26 protein-coding genes and 2 tRNA genes are annotated in these 24,690 nt (G+C 65.5%); 19 read left to right on the top strand and 9 right to left on the bottom strand.

Annotated features, from left to right (window positions below; genetic code table 11):
- Positions 1-14: 14 nt before the first annotated feature.
- Both ACXJLH_RS06865 and pepA read left to right on the top strand, forming a co-directional pair.
- Positions 15-91: transfer RNA gene (locus ACXJLH_RS06865), tRNA-Met, on the top strand.
- A gap of 165 nt (positions 92-256) precedes the next feature.
- A complete protein-coding gene (gene pepA, locus ACXJLH_RS06860) occupies positions 257-1,048 on the top strand; it encodes a flocculation-associated PEP-CTERM protein PepA (protein ID WP_457443086.1) in 792 nt (263 codons plus the stop codon).
- Between the two features lie 29 nt (positions 1,049-1,077).
- On the opposite strand, the gene ACXJLH_RS06855 is transcribed toward pepA, so the two are convergent.
- The gene (locus tag ACXJLH_RS06855; protein ID WP_200955330.1) at positions 1,078-1,899 is read right to left on the bottom strand and encodes a Crp/Fnr family transcriptional regulator; all 822 of its coding nucleotides are present in this window, start codon (positions 1,897-1,899) and stop codon (positions 1,078-1,080) included.
- A 309-nt stretch (positions 1,900-2,208) separates the two neighbouring features.
- On the opposite strand from ACXJLH_RS06855, the gene ACXJLH_RS06850 reads away from it, so the two are divergent.
- On the top strand, positions 2,209-2,586 hold the full coding sequence (locus ACXJLH_RS06850; RefSeq protein ID WP_457443084.1) for a hypothetical protein: 378 nt from the start codon (positions 2,209-2,211) through the stop codon (positions 2,584-2,586).
- A gap of 8 nt (positions 2,587-2,594) precedes the next feature.
- Positions 2,595-3,938, top strand: a complete 1,344-nt coding sequence (gene miaB / locus ACXJLH_RS06845; protein WP_457443164.1) for a tRNA (N6-isopentenyl adenosine(37)-C2)-methylthiotransferase MiaB — start codon at positions 2,595-2,597, stop codon at positions 3,936-3,938.
- On the opposite strand, the gene ACXJLH_RS06840 is transcribed toward miaB, so the two are convergent.
- Positions 3,928-4,203, bottom strand: a complete 276-nt coding sequence (locus tag ACXJLH_RS06840) for a hypothetical protein (RefSeq protein WP_457322674.1) — start codon at positions 4,201-4,203, stop codon at positions 3,928-3,930. The two genes, miaB and ACXJLH_RS06840, sit on opposite strands and share 11 nt — an antisense overlap.
- A gap of 55 nt (positions 4,204-4,258) precedes the next feature.
- Between ACXJLH_RS06840 and hemA the strand changes: the two genes are divergently transcribed.
- The 6 genes from hemA to ACXJLH_RS06810 all read left to right on the top strand — a co-directional run bounded on the left by hemA (position 4,259) and on the right by ACXJLH_RS06810 (position 9,114).
- Positions 4,259-5,521: a glutamyl-tRNA reductase gene (gene hemA / locus ACXJLH_RS06835; RefSeq protein ID WP_056203417.1), complete on the top strand. Its 1,263-nt coding sequence runs from the start codon at positions 4,259-4,261 to the stop codon at positions 5,519-5,521.
- Positions 5,522-5,589: 68 nt separating this feature from the next.
- A complete protein-coding gene (gene prfA, locus ACXJLH_RS06830) occupies positions 5,590-6,675 on the top strand; it encodes a peptide chain release factor 1 (RefSeq protein ID WP_457323378.1) in 1,086 nt (361 codons plus the stop codon).
- Entirely contained in the window at positions 6,672-7,481 is an 810-nt protein-coding gene (prmC, locus tag ACXJLH_RS06825) for a peptide chain release factor N(5)-glutamine methyltransferase (protein ID WP_056203410.1), read from the top strand. Before prfA ends, prmC begins: the two co-directional genes overlap by 4 nt.
- A gap of 111 nt (positions 7,482-7,592) precedes the next feature.
- Entirely contained in the window at positions 7,593-8,177 is a 585-nt protein-coding gene (locus ACXJLH_RS06820) for a hypothetical protein (protein ID WP_056203407.1), read from the top strand.
- A gap of 56 nt (positions 8,178-8,233) precedes the next feature.
- On the top strand, positions 8,234-8,548 hold the full coding sequence (gene grxD, locus ACXJLH_RS06815) for a Grx4 family monothiol glutaredoxin (protein WP_056203405.1): 315 nt from the start codon (positions 8,234-8,236) through the stop codon (positions 8,546-8,548).
- Positions 8,548-9,114 carry a UbiX family flavin prenyltransferase gene (locus ACXJLH_RS06810; RefSeq protein ID WP_457443082.1) on the top strand — a complete coding sequence of 189 codons (567 nt, stop codon included), beginning with the start codon at positions 8,548-8,550 and terminating at the stop codon, positions 9,112-9,114. The genes grxD and ACXJLH_RS06810 overlap by 1 nt, the downstream gene beginning before the upstream one ends.
- 167 nt (positions 9,115-9,281) lie before the next feature.
- On the opposite strand, the gene ACXJLH_RS06805 is transcribed toward ACXJLH_RS06810, so the two are convergent.
- From ACXJLH_RS06805 to ACXJLH_RS06795, 3 genes are all read right to left on the bottom strand, one after another.
- Positions 9,282-11,420, bottom strand: a complete 2,139-nt coding sequence (locus ACXJLH_RS06805) for a M3 family metallopeptidase (RefSeq protein ID WP_457443080.1) — start codon at positions 11,418-11,420, stop codon at positions 9,282-9,284.
- A gap of 83 nt (positions 11,421-11,503) precedes the next feature.
- Positions 11,504-12,112: a lytic transglycosylase domain-containing protein gene (locus ACXJLH_RS06800; protein WP_056203398.1), complete on the bottom strand. Its 609-nt coding sequence runs from the start codon at positions 12,110-12,112 to the stop codon at positions 11,504-11,506.
- Positions 12,109-13,854, bottom strand: a complete 1,746-nt coding sequence (locus ACXJLH_RS06795) for a proline--tRNA ligase (protein ID WP_056203395.1) — start codon at positions 13,852-13,854, stop codon at positions 12,109-12,111. The genes ACXJLH_RS06800 and ACXJLH_RS06795 overlap by 4 nt, the downstream gene beginning before the upstream one ends.
- A 167-nt stretch (positions 13,855-14,021) precedes the next feature.
- On the opposite strand from ACXJLH_RS06795, the gene ACXJLH_RS06790 reads away from it, so the two are divergent.
- Complete coding sequence (locus ACXJLH_RS06790; protein WP_457389214.1) at positions 14,022-14,624, top strand: RNA pyrophosphohydrolase; 603 nt, start codon at positions 14,022-14,024, stop codon at positions 14,622-14,624.
- A 12-nt stretch (positions 14,625-14,636) separates the two neighbouring features.
- On the opposite strand, the gene proB is transcribed toward ACXJLH_RS06790, so the two are convergent.
- The 4 genes from proB to rplU form a co-directional block, all read right to left on the bottom strand.
- Positions 14,637-15,752, bottom strand: a complete 1,116-nt coding sequence (gene proB, locus ACXJLH_RS06785) for a glutamate 5-kinase (protein WP_056203390.1) — start codon at positions 15,750-15,752, stop codon at positions 14,637-14,639.
- Positions 15,749-16,813 (bottom strand): Obg family GTPase CgtA, encoded by a 1,065-nt coding sequence (gene cgtA, locus ACXJLH_RS06780; protein ID WP_457443078.1) that lies wholly within the window; start codon positions 16,811-16,813, stop codon positions 15,749-15,751. Before cgtA ends, proB begins: the two co-directional genes overlap by 4 nt.
- Before the next feature lie 197 nt (positions 16,814-17,010).
- A complete protein-coding gene (rpmA, locus tag ACXJLH_RS06775) occupies positions 17,011-17,274 on the bottom strand; it encodes a 50S ribosomal protein L27 (RefSeq protein WP_056203384.1) in 264 nt (87 codons plus the stop codon).
- A 37-nt stretch (positions 17,275-17,311) separates the two neighbouring features.
- The gene (gene rplU, locus ACXJLH_RS06770; RefSeq protein WP_056203376.1) at positions 17,312-17,623 is read right to left on the bottom strand and encodes a 50S ribosomal protein L21; all 312 of its coding nucleotides are present in this window, start codon (positions 17,621-17,623) and stop codon (positions 17,312-17,314) included.
- 367 nt (positions 17,624-17,990) lie between these two features.
- On the opposite strand from rplU, the gene ACXJLH_RS06765 reads away from it, so the two are divergent.
- The 8 genes from ACXJLH_RS06765 to ACXJLH_RS06730 all read left to right on the top strand — a co-directional run bounded on the left by ACXJLH_RS06765 (position 17,991) and on the right by ACXJLH_RS06730 (position 24,684).
- Positions 17,991-18,920: a polyprenyl synthetase family protein gene (locus ACXJLH_RS06765; RefSeq protein WP_056203374.1), complete on the top strand. Its 930-nt coding sequence runs from the start codon at positions 17,991-17,993 to the stop codon at positions 18,918-18,920.
- 20 nt (positions 18,921-18,940) lie between these two features.
- Positions 18,941-19,017: transfer RNA gene (locus tag ACXJLH_RS06760), tRNA-Pro, on the top strand.
- Positions 19,018-19,230: 213 nt separating this feature from the next.
- Positions 19,231-20,898, top strand: a complete 1,668-nt coding sequence (pilB, locus tag ACXJLH_RS06755; RefSeq protein WP_457443162.1) for a type IV-A pilus assembly ATPase PilB — start codon at positions 19,231-19,233, stop codon at positions 20,896-20,898.
- Between the two features lie 19 nt (positions 20,899-20,917).
- Complete coding sequence (locus ACXJLH_RS06750) at positions 20,918-22,141, top strand: type II secretion system F family protein (RefSeq protein ID WP_457443077.1); 1,224 nt, start codon at positions 20,918-20,920, stop codon at positions 22,139-22,141.
- A complete protein-coding gene (locus tag ACXJLH_RS06745; protein ID WP_457443075.1) occupies positions 22,141-23,070 on the top strand; it encodes a prepilin peptidase in 930 nt (309 codons plus the stop codon). Before ACXJLH_RS06750 ends, ACXJLH_RS06745 begins: the two co-directional genes overlap by 1 nt.
- A gap of 4 nt (positions 23,071-23,074) precedes the next feature.
- Positions 23,075-23,683 carry a dephospho-CoA kinase gene (gene coaE, locus ACXJLH_RS06740; protein WP_157282070.1) on the top strand — a complete coding sequence of 203 codons (609 nt, stop codon included), beginning with the start codon at positions 23,075-23,077 and terminating at the stop codon, positions 23,681-23,683.
- Positions 23,684-23,705: 22 nt separating this feature from the next.
- A complete protein-coding gene (gene zapD / locus ACXJLH_RS06735; protein WP_056203365.1) occupies positions 23,706-24,461 on the top strand; it encodes a cell division protein ZapD in 756 nt (251 codons plus the stop codon).
- Between the two features lie 7 nt (positions 24,462-24,468).
- The gene (locus tag ACXJLH_RS06730) at positions 24,469-24,684 is read left to right on the top strand and encodes a DNA gyrase inhibitor YacG (RefSeq protein ID WP_056203363.1); all 216 of its coding nucleotides are present in this window, start codon (positions 24,469-24,471) and stop codon (positions 24,682-24,684) included.
- Positions 24,685-24,690 lie beyond the last annotated feature (6 nt).

The following is a 24,690-nucleotide window of genomic DNA, read 5'->3' as shown; positions in this document are numbered from 1 at the left end:
GAATAGCGGGCTCAGGCGCTTTAGCTCAGTTGGTTAGAGCGATGGAATCATAATCCACAGGTCCGGGGTTCGAGTCCCTGAAGCGCCACCAAATACCAAGCCCGCACAGCTCACGCTGTGCGGGCTTTTCGTTTGGTCGGGTCCAGATCTACCAGTGTTGGGGATGCATGTGTGAGCGCGCGCGCAGACGCCGCTCCATGCGACTGCTGTACCACCGCACGCTCGCATGGTGCGGGCGATCCAACAAGGAGTTCGCATGATGCTCAACCCCAGCAAGTCGCGGTTTCCAATCCTGCACGACGCCTCGGTCGCCATCGCGCTGATGACGGTCTGTGCCGCCGCTTCCGCGGCCCTACCTTCGTTCACCCTCGACCCTGCTGCGGTCGGGCTGAACGGCGCGTCGCTCATGGCCGACAACATCCTGATCTCGGACTATTCCACCGTCACCATCGACGCACTGGGCAACTTCACCGAGACCGGCTATCTGCCCGTCACCGGCTTCCAGCTCGGCGGCAACGCCCTCACACCCACCGGCCTGAACACCGACTACGGGCTGTATCTCGCCTTCACCGGTACCGGCACGACGACGAACGATCCGACCACGACGTTCAATTTCGGCAACTTCACGACCTTGACCTACACGCTGTACGGCTACAACGGCACAGCGACCTTCGGCTTCAGCGGCAACACGCCCACCGAAACAGCCAGCGGTGAAATGGCACTGGCCAGCGGCACCTTGATCTCGGGCAGCGTGCTGACGGTGCCGACTGGCGGCGGCACCTTCAGCCCCTCGGCCAACGCCATGCTGACGGTGGCGCTGAACCAGCCGACGTTCTTCTCACCCGATCCCTTCTATTCGGTCGCGCTGACGGCCTTCTCCAACACGCCGTCACAGGTCGAGCCGTTCGCGGGCGGCTTCCGCATTCGCCAGGGCGGCGGATCGCTGAACTTTGCGCCGGTGCCCGAGCCGAGCAGCACCGCCATGCTGTTGGGCGGTCTGGCTGCCGCAGGCTTCCTCGGCTACCGTCGCCAGCGCAAGCAGGGCTGACGCAAGGGACGCCGGGGCCGGCCCCGGCGTCAGTAGACCGGGCGGGGCCGCAGCAAGCGCTCAAACTCGCGGTGGATGGTGTGATAGCAGTCGCAGGTGCGCGTCTCTAGTCCGCTGCGATTCAGTACCGTGATATGGCCCCGTGCATAGCGGATATAGCCCCCCTGCTGCAGCCGAGCTGCGGCCAGCGTGACGCTCTCGCGCCGCACACCCAGCATGCCGGCCATGGACTCCTGGGTCATGGTCAGCTCATCGGACTGCTGGCGGTCCATCCGCAGCAGGATGAGGCGCGCGAGCTGCTGCTCCAGGCCATGATGCCGGCTGCATAAGGCGGTCTGCATGATCTCGGCGACCAGGGCCTGCGAATAGGCCAGCAGCAGCCGGCGTACCGTGGCGTGGCGCGCGAACTCCTCGGCCACGGCAGAGGCACGCAGGCGCAGCGCCTTGCCCGGCATGTGCACCACGGCGCGGCTGCGCGTGTAGTTGCCATCGATCAGCGGCAGACCCACGACACCTTCGCGGCCAACGGTCGCCACTTCGGCGCAGGCGCCGGCGCGATCCGGCACCGAGAGCGACGCCAGCGCGGTGATCGGAAAGTACACCCACTGGATGAAGGCAGACGCTTCGTGAAGCATCTGGCCGGGGCGCAGGTAGACCCATTCCGCTTGCGCCAGCCACCTCTGGCGGTGCTCCGGCAGCAACGCTGCCAACAGTCGGTTGTATCGCCAGTCGCCCGCGTACGCCGCTCCGCGCCGGATACCTTCCTCCACGTCGTCCTGCAGCCAGGCTCGGGCGTGAACTCCCGCGGTCGAGCTCTCATCGGCGGCATGGAGGGTGGGTAAATCTTTCATGTTCAAGCCGTGTATGCGCTCTGGGCGCGGTGGACAGGCGGCTGCCAACATAATTGGCAAAGACCGTTCCCGCCTCAGGCAGCGGCAAGGATTTCCTGCCCGTCTTTGCACCGAAGGGGTGCCGACGCGGCCAGCTTGAAAAATTTGCGGAATCCTTTCCATGCCGGGGACTGCCGCGCATGAGCCGCAACCAAGCTCAACCGGTCCCGTCGCTACAATGCCGGGCGCTTGGCTCGTCTTGCCGAGCACGACGGCTCGGGGCACTCCCGGGTCGTTTTCATTTCCAACCGCAGCCACTGGACACATACCATGTACCGCTGTGCACTCTCGCTGGCGCTGGCCGTCAGCTGTCTGGCCGTACAGGCCCAGACGCACCGTTCCTTCACACCCCAGACCCTGCGCGGCGAACTCGTCGTCACGCAGCACCCCGACGTGCTGTTGAACGGCAAGTACGCGCGCCTGGCACCCGGCAGCCGCATCAAGGGCGACACCAATCTGCTGGTGCAACCGGGCGCCATCACCGGCCAGAAGTTCATCGTGCACTACACGGTCGAGAGCAGCGGCTTGATCATGGACGTCTGGCTGCTGAACCCGGCCGAGATTGCCAACAAACCCTGGCCGACGACGCCGGCCGAGTCGGCAACCTGGCAGTTCAACCCGGGCAACCAGACCTGGAGCAAGCCATGAGCGCGGCCATGACAAAAAAGGTCTTCATCAAGACCTTCGGCTGCCAGATGAACGAGTACGACTCGGACAAGATGGCCGACGTGCTGGGCGCCGCCCAAGGCTACGAACCGACGACCGATGTCGAGCAGGCCGACCTCATCCTCTTCAACACCTGCTCGGTGCGTGAGAAGGCGCAGGAGAAGGTCTTCAGCGACCTCGGCCGCGTGAAGCACCTGAAGGCCAAGGGCGTCATGATCGGCGTCGGCGGCTGCGTCGCCTCGCAGGAAGGCGCGGCCATCATCGAGCGCGCGCCCTACGTGGACATCGTGTTCGGCCCGCAGACCCTGCACCGCCTGCCCGCCATGCTGGATGCCCGCCGCGAACAGCGCCGCCCGCAGGTGGACATCTCCTTCCCCGAGATCGAGAAGTTCGACCACCTGCCGCCGGCCAAGGTCGAGGGTGCCTCGGCCTTCGTCTCCATCATGGAAGGCTGCTCCAAGTACTGCAGCTACTGCGTGGTGCCCTACACCCGCGGCGAGGAGGTCTCGCGCCCGTTTGACGACGTGCTGACCGAGATCGCCGGCCTGGCTGACCAGGGCGTCATGGAGATCAACCTGCTGGGGCAGAACGTCAACGCCTACCGCGGCAAGATGGGCGAAACAGCCGAGTTCGCCGACCTGGCCCTGCTGCTGGAATACGCCGCCGAGATCCCCGGCATCCGCCGCCTGCGCTTCACGACCAGCCACCCTAACGAGTTCAGCCCCCGCCTCATCGAGGCCTACGGCAAGATCCCGCAACTCGTGAACCACCTGCACCTGCCCGTCCAGCATGGCAGCGACCGCATCCTGATGGCGATGAAGCGCGGCTACACGGCGCTGGAGTTCAAGAGCATCGTGCGCAAGCTGCGCGCCATCCGCCCGGACCTGCGCCTGGCCAGCGACTTCATCGTCGGCTTCCCCGGCGAGACGGACGAAGACCACGCCAAGCTGATGAAGCTGGTGCACGACGTCGGCTTCGACGCCTCGTTCAGCTTCATCTTCAGCCCCCGCCCCGGCACGCCGGCCGCGGCGCTGGAGGACACGACGCCCTATGAGGTCAAGGTCAAACGCCTGCAGGAGCTGCAGGCCGCCATCGAGGCCCACGCGTTGACCATCTCGCAAGGTATGGTGGGCCGGGTCGAGAAGGTGCTCGTCACCGGCAATGCGCGCAAGGACGCCTCAGAGCTGATGGGGCGCACCGAGTGCAACCGCATCGTCAACTTCCCCGGCTCGCCGCGGCTGATGAACCAGCTGGTCGATGTGCGCATCACGACGGCCTTCGCGCATTCGCTGCGCGGCGAGGTCGTGACGACGGAAGACGTGCTTAGCGCTTGAAACTCAGCAGCCACCATTGCGGCAAGGCCACGCCGAGCACCAGCAAGGCATAGCCCGCCATGCGGCCATCTCGGCCCAGCAGGATCAGCGTGGCGATGGTGGCCGCCGTGCCGCCCGCCGCACCCCAGGCCCACAACCGTTGCCACGCCAGAGGCTTCGCCACCCGCCGCCACAGGCCCTTGATCGCCAACGCCAGTAGCGCCGCCAGCCCCCAGGCTGGGGCAAAGAGATTCGCGATGTGCCAAAAGGCGTCAAGTGGGCTCATTCGGGCTTGACCGATGTCAGATGCGGAAAAGCCGCGAATCCTACAATTCACGCCCATGTCCGTCTTTGCTCTCGGCCTGAACCACAACACCGCCCCGCTCGATCTGCGCGGGCGGTTTGCATTCACGCTCGAGCAGCTCGCCCCTTCACTGACCGGCCTGCGCCAGAAGCTGTCCGGCACGCCCGAGGCGGCCATCCTGTCGACCTGCAACCGCACCGAGGTCTATGTGGCCGCACCGTCAGCCCTGGTGCAACCCGCCATCGCCTGGCTGGCCGATGCCGGCGGCGTGCAGGCCGGCGCCTTGCGCGAGCATGCCTATGTGATGCAGGGCAGCGATGCCGCTCGCCATGCTTTCCGCGTCGCGGCTGGCCTGGACTCCATGGTGCTGGGCGAGCCACAGATCCTGGGCCAGATGAAGCAGGCCGTGCGTGAAGCCGAGAACGCCGGCGCCCTGGGCACGACGCTGCACCAGCTCTTCCAGCGCAGCTTCTCGGTGGCCAAGGAAGTGCGCAGCTCCACCGAGATCGGCGCCCACTCCATCAGCATGGCCGCCGCCGCCGTGCGCCTGGCCGGCCAGCTGTTCGAGGATCTGGCCAAGACCCGCGTGCTCTTCGTCGGTGCCGGCGAGATGATCGAGCTGACCGCGACTCACTTCGCGGCCAAGACACCGCGCCAGATGGCCGTGGCCAACCGGACTCTTGAGCGCGGCGAGAAGCTCGCCACCCATTTCGGCGCCGAGGCCATGCGCCTGGCCGACTTGCCGGAGCGCCTGCATGAGTTCGACATCGTCGTCTCCTGCACGGCCTCCAGCCTGCCGCTGATCGGCCTGGGCGCCGTCGAGCGGGCGCTGAAGAAACGCAAGCACCGCCCGATGTTCATGGTCGACCTGGCCGTGCCGCGCGACATCGAGCCCGAGGTCGCCCAGCTGGACGACGTCTATCTCTATACGGTCGACGAGCTCGCCGCCCAGGTGCAGACCGCCGGCGAGAAACGCCAGGCCGCCGTGGCCCAGGCCGAGGCCATCGTCGAGACCGGCGTGCAGAGCTTCATGCACTGGCTGGACCAGCGCCACACCGTGCCTCTGATCCAGGCTCTGCATGCCCAGGCCGACGACTGGCGGGCGCTGGAGATCGCCCGCGCCCGCAAGCTGCTGGCCAAGGGCGCGGACGTGGACGAGGTGCTGGATGCGCTGTCCAAGGGCATCACGCAGAAGCTGCTTCACGGCACGCTGGCCGAACTGCACGCCAGCGACGGCGAGCAACGCCTGCAGTTGGCCCAGACGGTGTCGCGCCTCTTCCTGCGCGGCAAGCAGTCTTAGCGGCGCTCTCAAGCCGCCGCTCGGTGCATCGCTTGCGCCGCCCCTGACCGCATTCCCGTTCCGTGCCCATGAAAGACTCCCTGCGCCAGCAGTTCGACCGCCTCGGCTTCCGCCTCGCCGAGCTCGACACCATCCTTGCCGACGGCAGCGTCGCCTCGGACATGAAGCGCTACCGCGCGCTGACCAAGGAGCAGGCCGAGGTGTCTGGCCTGGTCGAGCGCTACCGGCGCTATCTGCAACACGAGGCCGATCTCGCCGCGGCACGCGACATGCTGGCGGACGCTGAGATGGCGGAGATGGCCCGCGAGGAAATTGCGTCCAACGAGACGGCACTGACGTCGCTCGACGCAGAGTTGCAACTCGCGCTGATCCCCAAGGATCCGGACGACGAGCGCAACGCCTTCCTCGAAATCCGCGCCGGCGCCGGTGGCGACGAGGCGGCCCTGTTCGCCGGCGACCTGGCGCGCATGTATCTGCGCTTCGCCGAAGGCCAGGGCTGGCGCACCGAAATCCTGTCCGAGAACATCTCCGACCTCGGCGGCTACAAGGAGCTGGTCGTGCGCGTCGAGGGCGATGCCGTCTACGGTCGTCTCAAGTTCGAATCCGGCGGCCACCGCGTGCAGCGCGTGCCGGCGACCGAAACCCAGGGCCGCATTCACACCAGCGCCTGCACGATCGCCGTGATGCCCGAGCCCGACGAGGCCGAGGTCATCACGCTGAACCCGGCCGACCTGCGCATCGACACTTTCCGTGCCAGCGGCGCCGGTGGCCAGCACATCAACAAGACCGATTCCGCTGTACGCGTCGTCCATCTGCCCACCGGCATCGTGGCCGAATGCCAGGACGGCCGCAGCCAGCACAGCAACAAGGCCAAGGCGCTGCAGGTGCTGCAGGCACGCATCCAGGAGAAGGAACGCAGCGAGCGCGCCGCCAAGGAGGCCGCCACGCGCAAGGGGCTGATCGGCAGCGGCGACCGCAGCGACCGCATTCGCACCTACAACTTCCCCCAGGGCCGCCTGACCGACCACCGCATCAACCTGACCCTCTACAAGCTGGGCCAGATCATGGACGGCGACCTCGGCGACGTCATCCAGGGCCTGCAGGCGGCGCAGGCGGCCGAGCAGTTGGCTCAGCTCGAAGAAGGCCGGGCGTGACAGTCGATGAGGCGCTCGCCCTCGCCCGCCAGCTCGGCGTCGAGCGCGGCGATGTGCAGACGCTGCTCGGCCACCTGACCGGCCAGGGCCGCGCCTGGCTTGTCACCCATGGCGACGCACTCGCACCCGGCGCCGAAGCCGCGCTGCAAAGGCTGGCCGCTGGTGAACCGCTGGCCCACCTGACCGGCTGGCAGCCCTTCCACGGTCTGATGCTGCAGGTCACGCCGGCCACGCTGATCCCTCGGCCGGACACCGAAACCCTGGTCGACTGGGCGCTGGAACTGCTCGCCGCCCTGCCGGGCCAATCCAGCGTCGCCGACCTCGGCACCGGCAGTGGCGCCATCGCGCTGGCCATCAAGGCCGCCTGCCCGCACGCCCAGGTCACGGCCGTTGACTTCAGCGCCGACGCCTTGGCTGTTGCTCGCGCCAATGGTGAACGCCTGGGTCTGGCCGTTGACTGGCGGCACGGCAACTGGTTCGCGCCGCTGGCCGACCGGCGCTTCGACCTCGTCGTCAGCAACCCGCCCTATATCGCCGGCGACGACCCGCATCTGCCAGCCCTGCGCCATGAGCCGATCACGGCCCTGACGCCTGGAGGTGACGGACTGGCCGACCTGCAAACCCTGATTGATGCTGCACCGCAACACATCAACGATGGCGGCTGGCTGCTGATGGAACACGGCTGGGACCAGGCCGAAGCGGTCGCCGCCCGCCTGGCCGCACGGGGGTTTGCCCAGGCCACGCTGAGGCGCGACCTGGGCGGTCGGCCGCGGGCCAGTGGCGGCTGCTGGCGTGCAACCAGCTGAAAGCTCCCCGAAATGTGTGATGTATTGCTGCCAGTTCTTCATTCCCGTAACTGACTGGCCGGCGTAGTATCAAATCCCGGTGCCACTCGATGCACCGCGCAGGAGACGATCATGGCCCGCCTCGCCAGCGCTGCAGTACTGAGCCTCTCTGTCCTTTGTGCTATCCATGCCGTCTCGGCCCAGGCCGACGACAACGCCAATCCGCGCTGGCAGGCGCGATTGCAGCTGAACAGCATCGACAGCGGCAGCGAGGCGCAGCAGCCCCATCTCGGCGGATCCCGTGTGCTCAGCGCCAACCTGCTTGGCGACTACTACCTCACCAGCTCAGGCTTCTCCAGCCTGCGCGGCGGCCTTCGTGCCACCGGCGGCCTGTTGCTCGGACCGCTGTCCATGTCGCAAAGCAGTGGCGGCCTGGCCCTGGGCAGCGGCCCGGTCTCCGCGGGGCGGCGCAGCCTGTCGCTGAACGGCCCTGACGGTTATTCGCTGGACAACGCCAATCTCTCCTATGTCGGCATCGGCTACACCGGCCGCGTGCACAAGAGCGGCCTGGCCTTCAGCGCCGACTTCGGCCTGATGTCAGGCTCCTATGGCAGCAGCCTGCGCCTGGGCCGCAGCAGCGCCCAGGGCTTCGAGGACGCCATGCGCGATTTGCGCTTCAAGCCCTTGCTGCAATTGGGCTTGGCGTACAGCTACTGACGCTCAACCGGGCGCGTCCCGGATAATTGCCGTTTTGCCTTTTGACGAGAACAGCAATGAGTGACGTTCAGCAACGCATCGACGACCTGGTCAAGTCCAATCGCGTCGTGCTCTTCATGAAGGGCACCGCCCAGTTTCCGATGTGCGGTTTCTCCGGCCGCGCCATCCAGATCCTGAAGGCCGCCGGCGTGACCGATCTCAAGACCTTCAACGTGCTCGAGGACGAGGAAGTGCGCCAGGGCATCAAGGACTACGCCAACTGGCCCACCATCCCCCAGCTCTACGTCAACGGCGAATTCCTCGGCGGCTCGGACATCATGATGGAGATGTACGAGTCGGGTGAGCTGCAGCAGGCATTGACGGCCGCCTGATGAGCCCGCAGCGGCTCGTCGTCGGGCTGACCGGGGCGACGGGCGCCGCCTACGCGCTGCGGCTGCTGCGCCGCTCGCGCGAGCTGGGCGTCGAGACCCATCTGATCGCCACGCCCGCCGGCATCCTCAACGTCCATCACGAACTCGGCCTGGACCGCTCTGCGCTGGAAGCCGAGGCGGACCATGCCTACGCGCCAGGAGACATCGGCGCCTGCATCGCCAGCGGCAGCTTCGCGACCGCCGCCATGATCGTGGCGCCCTGTTCGATGAAGTCGCTCGCGGCGATTGCTCACGGGCTTGGCGACAACCTGCTGACCCGCGCCGCCGACGTCACCTTGAAGGAGCGCCGCCGGCTGATCCTGATGGTGCGCGAGACACCGCTCAACCTGGCCCATTTGCGCAATATGGTCGCGGTGACCGAAATGGGCGGCATCTGCTTCCCGCCGCTGCCGGCCTTCTATCACCGCCCCAAGACGATCGAGGAGATGGTCAACGAGACCGCCGAGCGGGTACTGGAGCTGGCCGGCGTCGCGGCAGCGCAGCCCAAGTCCTGGGCGGGGCTCTAGGGAAACGCTAAACCAGTCACTCGCGCGCAGCGCATCCCTGCTTTGGGCGGCCTGCGGCGTTGCAAATCCTCGCCATAGCCCGCTATGGCTGTGGTTTGCGCCTTGCAGTCCATCCCAAACCAGGGCGCGCTGCATCACGGGACCGATTCAGCGTTCCCCTGGCCCGCTCAGGGCTTCTGCACCACCAACCCACGCCGCTCCAGCAGCGGCTTGATGTCGGGCTCGTGGCCCACGAGGTTGCGGAACAGCACCATCGCATCCTCGCTGCCACCGCGCGACAGCAGCTTGGCGCGCAGCGCATCACCGTTGGCGCGCTTGAGGCCACCGTTGGCCTTCAGCCATTCGACGGTGTCTGCGTCCAGCACCTCGCTCCAGATGTAGGCGTAGTAACCGGCCGAGTAGCCGCCCATGATGTGGCTGAAGTAAGGCAGGCGGTAGCGCGGCGGCACGGGGCCGAAGTCAATGCCTTCGTCCTTCAGCACCTTGGCCTCGAAGGCCATGATGCCGTCGGCTGCGGGCACTTCGCCGGCCTTGAGCTGGTGCAGGCGCTGGTCGACGATGGCCGCACCGAGATAGGACAGTGTCGTGTAGCCCTGGTTGAAGCGCTTGGCACGCGCCACCTTGTCGAGCAGTTCGCGCGGCATGGGCGCACCGGTCTGGTAGTGCTTGGCGTAATTGGCCAGCACGCTGGGCCAGTCGGCCCAGACCTCGTTGACCTGCGAGGGATATTCAACAAAGTCGCGCGGCACGCGGCCCAGGCCCGGGTATTGGCCCTTGTTGAACATGCCATGCAGCGCGTGGCCGAACTCGTGGAACAAGGTGTTGACCTCATCCCAGGTCAGCAGCGTCGGCTCGCCGGCCGGTGGCTTGGGGATGTTGAGGTGGTTGGCAACGACCGGCTGCGTGCCCTCCAGCGCGTTCTGGCTGACGTAGGCGTTCATCCATGCACCGCCGCGCTTGCTGGGCCGGGCGTAGAGGTCGGCGATGAAGATGGCGAGCTGCTTGCCGTCGGTGTCGAAGACGTCGTAGGTGCGCACGTCGTCGCGGTAAACGGGCAGGTCGGTGCGGCGTTTGAAGCTGATGCCATAGAGCTGGTTGGCCGCAAAGAACACGCCGCGCTCCAGCACGCTGGTGAGCTCCAGATAGGGCTTGAGCTGGCTTTCGTCGAAGCCGTACTTGGCGGCACGCAGCTTCTCGGAGTAGTAGCTCCAGTCCCAGGGCTGCAGGGCGAAACTGGGTTGCTTCTTGACGGCCTGGTCGGTATCAATGAGCTTTTGCAGCTCGGCAGCCTCCTGTTTGGCCGACGCCACGGCCGCCGGCCCAAGCTTGCCGAGCATGGCATTGACGGCTTCGGCGGACTTGGCCGTCTCCTCCTCCAGCACATAGGCGGCGGGCGTCGCATAGCCGAGCAGGGCCGCGCGCTCCTGGCGCAACGTCATCACGCGGGACACGATGCCCGTCGTGTCATTGGCATTGCCGCGGCTGCCGCGCGCGACGGATGCGCGGTGCAGGCGCTCGCGCAATGCACGGTTCTGCAGCTCGGTCTCCAGCGGCTGGATGGTGGTGTTCAGCAGCGTCAACAGGTACTTGCCTTCCAGACCCTTCTTCTTGCCGGCTTCGGCCGCGGCGGCCACCTGGGCCGGCGTGAGCCCGGCAAGATCCTCGGCGCTGTCAACGATGAGAGCCGAATCATTGACCTCGGCCAGCACCGCCTTGTTGAAACGCGCGCCCAGCGTCGCCAACTCGGCGTTGATGGCCTTCATGCGCACCTTCTGTTCGTCGCTCAGCTGCGCACCGGCGCGCACCATGTCGCGGCGGTAGCGCTCGATGAGGCGCTTGCCTTCGGCGTTGGGCGCTGCCTTGCCACGCGTCGCGTACAAGGTCTCGATGCGGGCGAACAGCCTGGGGTTGAGCAGCACCGCGTCGCGATGGGCGGCGAGCTTGGCGGCGTAGTCGGTCTGCAACTGCTGGCGGGCGGGGTTGGCGTCCGCACCGATCAGGCTGAACAGCAGCGTGGAGGTGCGGCTCAGCAACCGGCCACTCTTCTCCCACGCGACGATGGTGTTGTCGAAGGTGGGCGCTGCAGGGTTGTCGGCGATGGCCTGGATTTCGGCCAGTTGCTCAGCCATGCCCTTGTCCAGGGCCGGGCCGAAATGCTCGTCGCGTACCTTGTCGAACTGCGGATATTGCAGCGGCAGCGGGCTGGGCGTGAAGAGGGGGTTGTCCGAAGGCTGCTGAGCCCAGCTCAGGCTGGTAGCCAGCAATGTCGTCAGGAGAAGAGGCGCGAAGCGTTTGGCAGCGGGCATGGGTGGCTTGTCTTGTGGACGAAACCTCAAAGCCTAACGCCCTGACCGCTCCCGGCCACAAGCCACGCCGGGAAAGCCCTGAGTCATTTCTCGCCGGGCAGCAACCACTGCCGCCGCGCGGCAAATACGGCGTTCGGATATTCGGGCCGGCCGCGGCTGCCGTTGTAACGGCCCAGAGCCAGGAAGAGGTCGCCCTTCTCCAGGTCCAGGTAGTGGCGCAAGATGACGCAGCCGAAACGCAGATTGCTCTGCATGTGAAAGAGGCGCGCGGCATCGCCGTCGCCGATCAGCTTGGCCCAGAAGGGCATGACCTGCATATAGCCGCGCGCGCCGGCAATGCTGATGGCGTATTTGCGAAAGCCGCTCTCGACCTGCACGAGGCCGAGCACGAGGCTGGGCTCCAGGCCCGCGCGCTTGGCCTCGTACCAGACGGTCTCGAGGAACTCGATGCGGATCTGCGTCTCGGTTTTGCGCTTCTTCAGCCGCTCGCTCATCGCGCCCAGCCAGCGCAGATAGGCCATGCGCTCATCGACCTGGCTGGCCTCGAACTTCGGGCGCGGCGGGGCCGCCTGGGCGATGGAGGCGGTCAGCGCCGAGCGCATCGAGTCCGCCAGCGGCTCCTCGACCTGGGCGCCGGCCTGCGCCGCCAGCGGCGCGGCGAGCAGGCTGGACAGCAGCAGCCGGCGCTTCAAAGCTTGAGCAGGCCCTTCAGGTGGCCGACCACATCGCCCACGGCGAGCTTGGTCGCGGCCTCGTCGCGACGGCCCTGGTACTCGACCTGGCCTTCCTTCAAGCCACGGTCGCCCAGCACGACGCGGTGCGGCACGCCGATGAGCTCCCAGTCCGCGAACATCGCACCGGGGCGCTCACCGCGGTCGTCCAGCAGCACGTCAACGCCCAGCGCCTTGAGCTCCTCGTACAGCTTGTGGGCGGCGGCCTTGACCTCTTCGCTCCGGTCCATGCCGATGGGGCAGATGACGACGGTGAAGGGTGCGATGGCGTCCGGCCAGATGATGCCGCGCGCATCGTGGTTCTGCTCGATGGCGGCGCCCAGGATGCGGGTCACGCCGATGCCGTAGCAGCCCATCTCCATCAGCTTGGGTTTGCCGTTCTCGTCCAGGAAGTTCGCGTTCATCGCGGCCGAGTATTTGGTGCCGAGATAGAAGACATGGCCGACCTCGATGCCGCGCTGGATGGCGAGCAGGCCCTTGCCGTCCGGCGAGGGGTCGCCGGCAACGACGTTGCGAATGTCTGCAACGACGTCGGGCTCGGGCAGATCGCGGCCCCAGTTGGCGCCGGTGAAGTGGAAGTCAGCCTCGTTGGCGCCGCAGACGAAGTCGCTCATGACGGCGACCGTGCGGTCGGCGACGATCTTCAGCGGCTGCTTCAGTCCGATGGGACCAAGGTAGCCGGGCTTGCAGCCGAAGTGGGCGTCGATCTCGCCGCTGGTCGCGAAGCGGAAGCCGCCCTTCAACCCCTCGACCTTGCCGGCCTTGACCTCGTTCAGGTCGTGGTCGCCGCGCACCAGCAGCAGCCACACCTGGGTCTTGACGATGTTGCCGTCCTTGTCGAGCTCGTCGGTGGCCAGCACCAGGGACTTGACCGTCTGCGCGAGCGGCAGACCGAGCAGCAGCGCCACCTCGGCGCACGTAGCCTTGCCCGGCGTGGGCGTCTTGGTGAGCGTCTGCAGCGCGTCGGCGCGGCCGGGCAGCAGGGCGACGGCTTCCGCCAGCTCGATGTTGGCGGCGTAGTCGCTGGTCGGGCAATAGACGATGGCGTCTTCGCCGGTCTCGGCGATGACCTGGAACTCATGCGAGCGGTCGCCGCCGATGGCACCGGTGTCTGCAGCGACAGCGCGGTACTGCAGGCCGAAGCGGTCGAAGATCTTGCCGTAGGCCGCGTACATGTTGTCGTAGCTGCGGCCGGCGGCCTCGACGTCACGGTCGAAGGAGTAGGCGTCCTTCATCGTGAATTCGCGGCCGCGCATCAGGCCGAAGCGCGGACGGCGTTCGTCGCGGAACTTGGTCTGGATGTGATAGAAATTCTTCGGCAGCTGGCGGTAGCTGCGCAGCTCCTGGCGGGCAATGTCGGTGATGACCTCCTCGCTGGTCGGCTGCACGATGAAGTCGCGGCCATGGCGGTCCTTCACGCGCAACAACTCGGGGCCCATCTTGTCGAAGCGGCCCGTCTCCTGCCACAGCTCGGCAGGCTGGATGACGGGCATCAGGCATTCGACGGCGCCGGCAGCGTCCATCTCCTCGCGGATGATCTTCTCGACCTTGCGGATGACACGAAGACCCATCGGCATGTAGTTGTAAATGCCGGCGCCCAGGCGCTTGATCATGCCGGCGCGCATCATCAGCCTGTGGCTGACGACCTCGGCATCGGCGGGCGCTTCCTTGAGGGTGGAGACGAAGAACTGGGAGGCTTTCATGGGCAGACCGGATCAAAGGCCAGGAGAGCGCCTGGCAAATGCGAAGGCCGGGTGAAAACCCGGCCGAAGTCACGACAAAACAGGGAGAAATCTTCGGGTTAGCGAGGGCGCTGTGACGATCGTGGCCCGATGCAATAATCGAACCAACTAGAGATTTGAGGTTGATTATGCTCGACCGTGAAGGCTTCCGCCCCAACGTCGGCATCATCCTGCTCAACCAACGCAACGAGGTCTTCTGGGGCAAACGCATCCGGACGCACTCGTGGCAGTTCCCGCAAGGGGGCATCAAGCACGGTGAAACGCCTGAGCAGGCGATGTTCCGAGAGCTCCACGAAGAAGTGGGGCTCACGCCAGAGCATGTGCGCATCATCGCGAGAACGCGCGACTGGCTGCGCTATGAGGTGCCCGAGCATTTCATTCGGCGAGATGCGCGTGGCCATTACAGGGGCCAGAAACAGATCTGGTTCCTGCTGCAGATGGTGGGGCGCGACTGCGACATGAATCTGCGCGCCACCGATCACCCGGAGTTCGACGCCTGGCGTTGGAACGAGTACTGGGTACCGCTGGAGGCCGTCATCGAGTTCAAGCGCGGTGTTTACGAGATGGCGCTGACGGAACTGGCGCGCTACCTGCCGCGCATCAACCATCACAACCGCTATCTGCGTGCCGGCATGCGGCCCGCGCACCGGGAGCGCAACAGCGGGCCAATGCCGCTGGACGCGCCACTGGAAACAACGGCGACGCCGCCGGAGGGCGAGCCGCCGAACTGAGGGGCTGCGCTTCTAGCGGAGCACCAAGTTGTCTCGATGGATAAGTTCGGGCTCTGCCGCATAGCCGAGCAGCGCCTCGAACTCCGACGACGGCTTGCGCGCAATCAGCCGGGCTTCCGAGGCTGAATAGTTGGCCAGGCCACGCGCGAGTTCAACGCCCTCGGCCGTCTGCACGGCGATGACATCGCCGCGATGGAAGCCGCCCTGCACTTCCACCACGCCGATGGGCAGCAGACTTTTTCCTTCGTCCCGCAGCTTGATCGCCGCGCCGGCATCCACCTTGACCGAGCCGCGCAGTTGCAGATGGTCGACCATCCACTGCTTGCGCGCCGCCAGCTTGGGCGTGGCCGCCAGCAGGGCCGTGCCGATGGCCTCGCCGCGCGCCAGGCGCAGCAGCACATCGGGCTCGCGCCCCCAGGCGATGACAGTGCCGGCGCCACTGCCAGCTGCGCGCTTGGCCGCGAGGATCTTCGTGATCATGCCGCCGCGGCCGATGCTCGAGCCGGCGCCGCCAGCCATGCGCTCCAGCTCCGGATCGCCGGCCTGTGCCGTATCGATGAAGCGGGCGGTTGGGTCCTTGCGTGGGTCGGCTGAATACAGGCCGCGCTGGTCGGTCAGGATCACTAGCGCATCGGCCTCGACCAGGTTGGCGACCAGCGCCCCCAGCGTGTCGTTGTCGCCAAACTTGATCTCGTCGTTGACGACGGTGTCGTTCTCGTTGATGACGGGCAGCACGCGGTGGGCCAGCAACGTCAGCAGCGTCGAGCGCGCATTGAGATAGCGCTCCCGGTCCGCCAGGTCGGCGTGCGTCAGCAGCACCTGGGCACTGGCCATGCCCTGGGCACTGAGCTGGCTCTCGTACATCTGCGCCAGGCCCATCTGACCGACGGCTGCAGCGGCCTGCAATTCGTGCAGTTCCTTGGGGCGTGTCGCCCAACCGAGACGCTTCATGCCCTCAGCGATGGCGCCGCTGGACACCATGATCAGCTCACGGCCCTCTTTCGCCAACGCCGCCAGCTGGCGGCTCCAGTTCGCGATCGCCTCGGCATCAATGCCGCGGCCCTCGTCAGTGACGAGGCTGGAACCGACTTTGACGACGATGCGGCGTGCGCTGGACAGCAAACTCATTCGGCGGGGCTGTTGGACTCGAAACGGATATCGGGCTCGACCAGCACGTTCTGCTCGGCAGCGACGTGTTCGTAGATCGCATGGATCAGCGGCTGGCAGCCCTGGCGTGTCAGCGCCGAGATCTCGAAGACCGGCCCCTTCCAGCGATAGCGCTTGACGAAGTCCTTCACGCGCGTGGCACGCTCTTCCTCGGGAACCATGTCCAGCTTGTTCAACACCAGCCAGCGTGGCTTGGCATGCAGCTGAGGGTCGTATTTCTTCAGCTCGGCCACGATAGCCTTGGCTTCCTTGACCGGATCGACCTCGGGATCAAAGGGCGCGATGTCGACGACATGCAGCAGCAGCCGCGTGCGTTGCAAATGGCGCAGGAACTGGTGACCGAGGCCAGCCCCCTCGGAGGCGCCTTCGATGAGGCCTGGAATGTCCGCAACAACGAAGCTCTTCTCGGGCGCGACGCGCACGACACCGAGGTTGGGATGCAACGTCGTGAACGGATAGTCCGCAATCTTGGGCTTGGCGTTGGAGATCGCCGTGATCAATGTCGACTTGCCGGCGTTGGGCTGGCCCAGCAGACCAACGTCGGCCAGCACGCGTAGCTCCAGGCGCAGCTTCTTGGCCTCGCCCGGCCAACCCGGCGTTTTCTGGCGCGGCGCACGGTTGGTCGACGTCTTGAAATGCAGGTTGCCAAAGCCGCCGTCGCCGCCCTTGGCGAGCAGAATGCGCTGGCCGGACTCGATCAACTCGCCGATGACGGATTCGGTTTCCAGGTCCGTGATGATGGTGCCGACCGGCACACGCAGCACGATGTCGTCGGCCGCCGCGCCGAAGCAGTCGGAACCGCGACCAGCCTCACCGTTGCGTGCTTCGTGGCGGCGTGCGTAGCGGTAGTCGATCAGCGTGTTCAGGTTGCGGTCCGCCTCGGCCCACACGCTGCCACCCTTGCCGCCGTCACCGCCGTCCGGCCCCCCGAAGGGAATGAACTTCTCGCGACGAAAGCTCGCGCAGCCCGCGCCGCCGTTGCCGGCTGCGATGTCAATGGTGGCTTCGTCGACGAATTTCATGGCTGAGCAGCCATCGTACTGGCTGGGTTGCGGCGCGCCCGCTGCGATTCAGTGCGGCGGGCTTTCCAAAAAACAAACCCGGCGAGCCGGATCAAAAAAGCAAAGGCTCCGGCAAGCCGGACCTTAAAAAACAAAAGCCCCGGCGAGCCGGGGCTTGGAAGTATCCGGGCGGGCGACCCGTCCGGATCACGCAATCATCAAGCCGCCAGCGGCGTGATGACGACGGTCTGACGGTTCTTCTCGCCCTTGATGGCGAAGGACACGTGGCCATCGACCAACGCGAACAGCGTGTGGTCCTTGCCCATGCCGACGTTGACGCCAGCGTGGAACTTGGTGCCGCGCTGACGCACGATGATCGAACCTGCGGAGATCAGTTCACCGCCGTAAGCCTTGACGCCCAGCATCTTGGGCTTGGAGTCGCGGCCATTCCGTGTGGAACCGCCGCCTTTTTTCTGTGCCATGAGTTAGCTCCTAGAAATTAGCGAAAGACGACTGAAATCAGCCGTTGACCGCGCTGATTTCCAGCTCGGTGAAGTTTTGGCGATGGCCTTGGCTCTTCTTGTAGTGCTTGCGACGGCGCATCTTGAAGATGCGAACCTTGTCGTGCTTGCCATGGCTGACAACCTTGGCGCTGACAGTAGCGCCGGCGACCAGCGGAGCGCCGACCGTCAGGCCGTCGCCGCTGCCGATGGCCAGCACTTGGTCGATAGTGACCTCAGCGCCGACTTCCACGTCGAGCAACTCGACCTTGATCTTTTCGCCAGCAGCAACCTTGTATTGCTTGCCGCCGGTTTTGATGACCGCGTACATATTCATCCTTCCGCACCTCAGGGGTGCAATCACCCGGCTCCAGCAGCTTGACGCCAGCCATTCAGCCGGTGCCGCCACCCTCGTCGGGCCTTTTTGTCGGTTTTGATCCCCATTGCCCGCCACCCATCAAAGACACACGGCTTGCAAAGAGCCCGCGAGTATACCCTGACGCTTCATCGAAAGGCAATGCTCCACGCGCTGGGCCTCCTGCAAGCCTCACGACAACAGTGCGGCCCGACCATGCCCGCAAGCGCATGGACGCCGTTTCTATAATCACCCCATTCCTTGCCTGAGAGTCCACGTGCGCGTCGAGTCAGCCTCGCCCCCATCCCAAGTTGCTGAGGTACTCGCCCTGCTGGCCGACGAAATGGCCCAGGTCGACGCGGTCATCGCGCAGCGCCTGTCCTCCGATGTGGCGCTGATCGACCAGATCGCGCACTACATCGTGCATGCCGGCGGCAAGCGCATGCGCCCCAAGCTCGTGCTGCTGTTTGCGAACGCGCTCGGTTTTGCCAAGCCGGCGCGCTTTGAGTTGGCCGCCGTCGTCGAGTTCATCCATACGGCGACGCTGCTGCACGATGACGTCGTTGACGAGTCCTCACTGCGTCGCGGCAAGCCGACCGCCAACGCCCTGTTCGGCAACGCTGCGAGCGTGCTGGTCGGCGACTTCCTTTATTCGCGCGCCTTCCAGATGATGGTGTCGGTCGACCGCATGCGGGTGCTGGAGGTGCTGGCAGAGGCCACCAACGTCATTGCCGAGGGCGAAGTCCTGCAGCTGATGAACATGCACGACCCGGACATCACGGTGGAGAGCTATCTGCGCGTGATCCGGTTCAAGACTGCCAAGCTTTTCGAAGCCAGCGCTCGCCTCGGCGCGGTACTGGCCAACGCCCCGCCCGAGGTCGAGGAAGCCTGTGCCGCCTATGGGCGCGCGCTGGGAACGGCCTTCCAGCTCATCGACGATGTGCTGGATTACGAAGGAGACGCCCTGGAGCTCGGCAAGAACATCGGGGACGACCTGCGCGAGGGCAAGACGACACTGCCGCTGTTGATCGCGATGGAGCGAGCAACGGGCGAGCAACGCGCATTGCTTCGGCATGCCATCGAAGAGGGCGAGCAGGAAAAACTGCAGGATATCGTTGCCATCGTGCGCTCAACCGGCGCCCTCGAATCGACCCGGGAAGCGGCGCGAACCGAAGCGCGGCACGCGGCCGAATGTCTCAGCCACCTGCCTCCAAATAGGTGGACAGAATCTCTGCTAGAATTCGCAATTCAGTCGGTTGAGCGCCACTCATAGGCGGCTCGCGCAGAAGACATCGGGGTGTAGCTTAGCCTGGTAGAGCGCTACGTTCGGGACGTAGAGGCCGGAGGTTCGAATCCTCTCACCCCGACCAAGTCTTCGCCCTCGGGATGAGGGTCCGCAAATCGACCGGGCCACAGTACCGGCAACCCTGAAATCCTGACGTTATCCCTGGAATTCGTTTGCCTCGCGCCCGGCTACCGACTGGCACAATTGGCAGACTTCGCTCTTTCCGTCGTTGACGCAACTGCCTGTGGAAACCACGCTCGCCGAGCCGCTTCAGTCTTCCCTGTCGGGGGTGGCGCGCATGCTGGTGCACGCCGGCAAGCTCCAGGCCAAGGCCGCCGAAGATCTCGTCAAGCAGGCGAGGGAAAAGAAGGCCAGTTTCGTCAACGCGGTGATCGCAAGCGGCTTGGTTTCGCCAGTCGATCTGGCGCACACCTTGTCCAGTGCCCTGGCCTTGCCGCTGCTGGATCTGTCGGCGATGGACCCGCAGCGCATGCCGCAGAACGTCATCGACGCCAAGCTGGCCCAGCAGTACCAGGTCGTGGCCCTGTCGCGGCGCGGCAATCGCCTTTTCGTCGGCGGCGCCGATCCCACGGATCTCGAGGTCATTGAACGCATCAAGTTCGCGACCCAGCTGCAGCCGGAATGGGTCATCGTCGAGCATGACAAGCTGGCCAAAATGCTGGCCAGCAGCGGCGTCAGCGCGACGGAATCGCTCGAGAGCATCGCTGGCGGCGACTTCGACTTCGACATCGCCGAAGAGGATGCGACGCCGCAGCAGGAGGCTGCCGAACTGGCAGACGTCGAGGACGCACCCGTCGTCCGCTTCCTGCAGAAGATGCTGGTCGACGCGATCAATCTGCGCGCCTCGGACTTGCATTTCGAACCCTACGAGTTCCACTACCGCGTGCGCTTTCGCGTCGATGGCGAGTTGCGCGAGATCACGCAACCGCCCATTGCGATCAAGGACAAGCTGGCCTCGCGCATCAAGGTGATTTCGCGCCTGGACATCTCCGAGAAGCGAGTGCCCCAGGACGGGCGCATGAAGCTGAAGTTCGGCAGCAAGTCCATCGATTTCCGCGTCAGCACCCTGCCTACGCTGTTCGGCGAAAAGATCGTCATTCGTATCCTGGACTCGTCCTCCGCGAAGCTGGGCATTGAAGCGCTGGGCTACGAGAAGATCGAGAAGGAGCGCCTGCTCGCCTGCATCTACCGCCCTTACGGCATGGTGCTTGTGACCGGCCCGACGGGCTCCGGCAAGACGGTGTCTCTCTACACCTGTCTGAACATCCTGAACCAGCCTGGCGTCAACATCGCGACCGTGGAAGACCCGGCCGAAATCAACCTGCCCGGTATCAACCAGGTCAACGTCAACGACAAGGCGGGCCTGAACTTCTCGACGGCCCTGAAGTCCTTCCTGCGCCAGGATCCAGACATCATCATGGTCGGCGAAATCCGTGACCTGGAAACCGCCGATATCGCGATCAAGGCCGCTCAGACGGGCCACATGGTCATGTCGACGCTGCACACCAATGACGCGCCCAAAACGTTGACCCGTCTGCTCAACATGGGCGTGGCGCCGTTCAATATCGCGTCCAGCGTGCTGCTCATCACCGCTCAGCGCCTCGTGCGCCGGCTGTGCGAGAACTGCAAACAGCCAGCAGACTACCCACGCGAAGCGCTGATCAAGGCCGGCTTCGTCGAGGAAGATTTCGACGGCAGCTGGAAGCTCTATCGCGCCGTCGGCTGCAGCAGCTGCACAAATGGTTACCGCGGCCGCGTCGGGCTTTACCAAGTGATGCCCGTCACGGAGGCGATCCAGCGCATCATCCTGGCTGAGGGAACGGCGATGGACATCGCCGAGCAGGCCAAGAAGGAAGGGGTGCGCGATCTGCGCCAGTCCGGCCTCGTGAAGGCGCGCGGCGGCGTCACGACACTGGAAGAAGTGCTGTCCGCCACCAACGAATAATCAGTCTCGAGGAGAGCGCATGGCTACTGCCACTGCCGCAGCAAAAGGCGTCAAGGACTTCGTCTTCGAGTGGGAGGGCAAGGATCGCAATGGCAAGATCGTCAGAGGCGAACTCCGGGCCGGTGGTGAGGCCATGGTCAGCGCCACCTTGCGCCGCCAGGGCATCCTGGTCAACAAGGTCAAGAAGCGCCGCTCCAGCGGTGGCAGCGCGGTCAAGCAGAAGGACATTGCGATCTTCACGCGCCAGCTCGCGACGATGATGCGCGCCGGCGTGCCGTTGCTGCAGTCCTTTGACATCGTCGCCCGCGGCGCGACCAACCCGCGCCTCACACGGCTGCTGAACGACATCCGACAGGATGTGGAAACCGGCACGAGCCTGTCATCGGCCTTCCGCAAGCACCCGATGTATTTCGACGCGCTGTACTGCAACCTCGTCGAAGCGGGCGAAGCTGGCGGTATCTTGGAAGCGCTGCTGGACCGACTGGCGGTCTATCAGGAAAAGACGGTTGCCATCAAGAACAAGATCAAGTCGGCACTGACCTACCCTGTCGCGGTGATGGTGGTCGCCTTCATCGTCGTTGCAGTCATCATGATCTTTGTGGTGCCTGCCTTCGAGGATGTCTTCAAGTCTTTCGGCGCCGACCTGCCCGCCCCCACCCTTTTCATCATCGCGCTGTCCAAGTTCTTCGTCTCCTACTGGTGGGCCATCTTCGGCAGCATTGGCGGTGGCATCTATTTCTTCCTGCAGACCTGGAAGCGCTCCGTGCCGATGCAAAAGCGCATGGATCGCCTGCTGTTGAAGGTCCCCGTCTTCGGTGACCTCATGTACAAATCCGCCGTCGCGCGTTGGACGCGGACCCTGTCGACGATGTTTGCCGCAGGCGTCCCGCTGGTCGAGGCGCTCGATTCCGTCGGCGGCGCCTCGGGGAATGCGGTATTCGCTGAGGCGACCGAACAGATCCAACGCGACGTTTCCACCGGCGCCGCGCTGACGACGTCGATGCAGACGACGGGCATCTTCCCGACCATGGTGTTGCAGATGTCTTCCATCGGCGAGGAATCTGGCTCCCTCGACCACATGCTGGCCAAGGCCGCGGAGTTCTATGAGGACGAGGTGGATGAAGCGGTCAAGGCGCTGTCCAGCCTGATGGAGCCCTTCATCATCGTCATCCTGGGCGGCCTGATCGGTGGCATCGTCGTGTCGATGTACCTGCCGATCTTCAAGCTCGGCCAGGTGGTCTGATGGCGGTGGACTACAGCCTGCTGCTGTCACCCTGGATCCTCGGCATCTTCGGTCTTTGTATCGGCAGTTTTCTCAACGTCGTCATTTACCGCCTGCCGCTGATGTTGGAGCGCCAGTGGCTGCATGAGTCGGCCGCGCAGCTCACTGACGCGGCCGCCATGGCGCGCGTCGCTGACATGCCTTTGCCCGAGGCTGAAAAGCTGGCCAAGGCCGTGGATGTCTACGGCACCAAGATCGAAGCCCTGCCGCCATTCACTATCGCCGCGCCGCGTTCACGCTGCCCGCATTGCGGCCATCAGTTGCGCTGGCATGAAAACCTGCCGGTCATTGGCTGGCTTCGCCTGGGCGGTAAATGCGCCACGTGCAAGGCGCCGATCTCCAAGCGCTATCCCATCATTGAAGCGCTCACCGGCGCCGCCTTCGCCGCCCTGTCCTGGCGCTTCGGCGCCCAGCCGACCACGCTGCTCTGGTGCGGCTTCGTCGCTGCTCTGATCGCACTGGCGATGATCGACTGGGACACCACGTTGCTGCCGGATGCGATCAACCAGCCCCTGCTCTGGGCCGGGCTCGCCGCCGCCCTGATGGGCTGGACGATTCCGCTGGACAAGGCCCTGATCGGCGCCTTGAGCGGCTACCTGTCGCTGTGGTCGGTGTACTGGGTGTTCAAGCTCCTCACCAAGAAGGAGGGCATGGGCTATGGCGACTTCAAGCTGCTCGCGGCGCTGGGCGCCTGGCTGGGCTGGCAGATGGTGCTGCCCATCGTCCTCGGCGCCTCAGCCATCGGTGCCGTCATCGGCATCATCATGAAGATGAATGCCGGCCTGCGTGAGGGCCGCTACGTGCCCTTCGGCCCTTTCCTGGCCGGCGGTGGCCTGGTGGTGCTGTTTGCCGGCCAGCCGACGGTGCTGGGCTGGCTCGGCTGGACATGAACCCTTGATGAGGGTCGGCCTGACCGGCGGCATCGGCAGCGGCAAGAGCACGGTCGCAGGCTTTCTACACGAAGCCGGCGCCGCCCTCATCGATACGGATGCCATCTCCCGCACCCTGACCGCGCCCAGCGGTGCGGCCATGCCTGCCATTGCAGTGCAGTTCGGCGCGGACTTCATCAGCACCGATGGGGCCCTGGACCGCGATCGAATGCGCGCCCTGGTCTTCTCTGACCCGACGGCCAAGCGCCGGCTCGAGGCCATCCTGCATCCGCTGATCACCGCTGAAGCACAGGCGCAGGCTGAGACCGCGACGGCCCGCCTTGTCGTCTTCGACGTGCCTCTGCTGGTCGAATCCGGTCGCTGGCGGGCGCGCGTCGCCCGCGTGCTCGTCGTCGATTGCGCGATCGAAACCCAGATCGAACGGGTGCTGCAGCGCCCGGGCTGGACGCGCGAACGCATTGCGGGCGCCATCGCAGCACAGGCCAGCCGCGAAGCCCGCAGGGCGGCGGCCGACGCTGTGCTCCACAACGATCGCCTACCGCTTGTTGCGCTCAGAAACGAGGTTCTCAGCCTGGCCGAGCGCTGGGGCTGTGAAACAATCGCCCGGCCCTGATCGCAGTCCACCCGAGGCACCTTTGGTCCTGTACGAGTACCCGTTCAACGAAAGCATCCGCACGATGCTTCGCCTCGAGCATCTGTTCGACCGCCTCGGCACGCTGATGTCGCGCGAGACCGCGCTGGACCATCATTTCGCCCTGGTCACGCTGTTCGAGATCATGGACGTCGCTTCGCGTGCCGACCTCAAGAGCGATCTGCTCAAGGAACTCGAGAAGCACAAGGCGCAATTCATCGGTTACCGCGGCAGCCCCGGCCTTGACGAAGCACGCCTGGATGAAGTCGTCGCCCGCATCGACGGCGCCTTCCAGCGTTTGAACGCGCTGGCCGGCAAGGCCGGCGCGACGCTGACGGGCAACGAGTGGCTGATGAGCATCCGCAGCCGCATCAGCATTCCCGGCGGTACCTGCGAGTTCGACCTGCCGGCCTATTACAACTGGCAGCAGCTGCTGCCAGTGCGTCGCCGCAAGGACCTGATGACCTGGGCCCAGACGCTGATGCCGCTGGCTGAGGCCCTGCAGGTGCTGCTCGGCCTGCTGCGCGACTCTGGAGCCCCGCACAAGGTGGCGGCCACCGCGGGGCAGTTCCAGCAGAGCCTGCCGCCTGGCCGCGTCTACCAGCTGCTGCGCATGCGCATCGACCCCAGCCTCGGGCTGATCCCCGAAATCTCCGGCCATCGGCTGATGATCTCCATCCGCCTGATGCGCCAGGACGAGGAAGGCCGGCTCAAGCTGGCACAGGAAGACAGCGGCTTCGAACTCGCCTTGTGCCAATGAAGAGCCAATGAAGACGAACCCCGCAGGCGAGCGCATCGTGCGCTGCCCTCAATGTGGCGGCGACAGCGTGTTCGCACCCAGCAACAAATGGCGGCCCTTCTGCAGCGAGCGCTGCCGGCAGATCGACCTCGGCGCCTGGGCCAGCGAGTCGTTCCGCGTGCCCGCCACGCCGCCCCAGAACCCGGATGAATACGGGCCGGACGGCGAGCCGCTGGTGCACTGATCAGGC

Source organism: Roseateles sp. P5_E4 (assembly GCF_054049255.1).
Note: the sequence above shows the minus strand (reverse complement) of the source record. Positions and strands in the feature narration are given on the sequence as shown.